3 protein-coding genes are annotated in these 1334 nt (G+C 65.7%); all 3 read right to left on the bottom strand.

The window, feature by feature from the left end; all coding sequences use genetic code 11:
* The coding region (locus AX735_RS14620; protein ID WP_066281805.1) for a response regulator at positions 1-262 on the bottom strand (262 nt) is incomplete at its 3' end.
* A gap of 16 nt (positions 263-278) precedes the next feature.
* The gene (locus AX735_RS14615) at positions 279-827 is read right to left on the bottom strand and encodes a chemotaxis protein CheD (protein WP_137775355.1); all 549 of its coding nucleotides are present in this window, start codon (positions 825-827) and stop codon (positions 279-281) included.
* Positions 821-1334 (bottom strand): CheB methylesterase domain-containing protein (locus AX735_RS14610; RefSeq protein WP_202189585.1); only part of this gene is annotated, 514 nt, incomplete at its 5' end. The genes AX735_RS14610 and AX735_RS14615, both read right to left, overlap by 7 nt.

Here is a 1334-nt window from a genome sequence, read left to right as displayed (position 1 = left end):
GCGCGCTTTCGGTGGTGAGGACCAGGATGGGGAGATCGCGCATGGCCTCGCGGCTTCTGAGCCGCTCGATCAGCGCCAGGCCATCGAGCCGGGGCATGGTGATATCGGTAATGACCAACTTCGGCTGATGGGTCTCCAGCCATTCAAGCGCAGCGAGCCCGTCCTCGGCTTCCACGACCTTGTGGCCCGCTCCGGTCAGCGCCTCGCGCAACACCATCCTCAGGCTCGGGCTGTCATCCACGGTGAGTATCGCCTTGGTCATCCTACCCCCTCCCCCATCAGAACAGTTCGACATCGCCGGTGGTAACCGGCACCCGCGCCACGGGCGCCTGCGGGACATCGCCCTGTACCGACCGGCAGCGCACCCGGCCGGTTGCAGGCTGCAGATCGAGCCGCCGAGCCCGCACCCCGCCGGTGTCCGAGCGCACCAGCTCGATGCCATCCGCCCGCAGAAATTCCTCGGCAAAGCGGGTGTTCTCGGTCCCAATCGCGCGCATCCCGCTGTGCATATTGGCACCCCCATAAAGGTGCGCGCGCATGGTCGCCCTGACAGCCCCGAGCTTGATCATCTCGTTGACCAGCAGTTCCATCGCATACAGGCCATAGCGCCGTGCATCGTCGCCCAGGCCTGATCGTGAGCTCGGCGGCGAGGCGAGCAGGAAATGGTTCATGCCGCCGATCCTGGCCACCGGATCGTGCAGGCAGCAGGCGATGCAGCTCCCGAGCACGGTGGTCAGCACCACATCGGGGTCGCGCGACACTTCGAACTCGCCCTGGAGCACATTGCGGCGGATCGTCATCGGGGCATTCCCAGCCGTCTTCAGCATTGGCATAGCTCCAATATCCTCTCCGCGATCCTGTCCAACGGCAGGATCTGTTCGGCCGCTCCGCATTCGGCTGCAACCTTGGGCATCCCGAAGATCAGCGCGCTGGACTCGTCCTGAGCGATTGTGCGCATGCCGAGGTTACGAAGTTTTAAAAGCCCCTGCGCGCCATCATCGCCCATGCCGGTCAGCACGACCGCGACCACCTGGCCTGCAGGCCGGTGGGTCAACGATTCGAACATGCAATCCGCCGAGGGTCGATGCCCGTTGACCGGGGGCGCATCGAGCAGCCGGCAGCGCAACGGAGGGCCGTGCTCCACGACGAGATGCTGCGCACCGCCCGGTGCAATGCAGACCATGCCCTGCCTGATCGGCATGCCGTCCTGCGCCTCGACGACGTGCGGCAGGCTGTGCCGGTCCAGCCGATCGGCGAACAGCGGGGTTATGCCGCAGGGCATGTGCTGGACGATCAGTGTCGGGGGACAATCGGCGGGGAAGCCTGTCACGATC

It is taken from the genome of Blastomonas sp. CCH1-A6 (assembly GCF_001556365.1).
In the GTDB taxonomy this organism is placed as follows: domain Bacteria; phylum Pseudomonadota; class Alphaproteobacteria; order Sphingomonadales; family Sphingomonadaceae; genus Blastomonas; species Blastomonas ursincola.
This window is presented reverse-complemented; position numbering and strand designations above follow the sequence as displayed.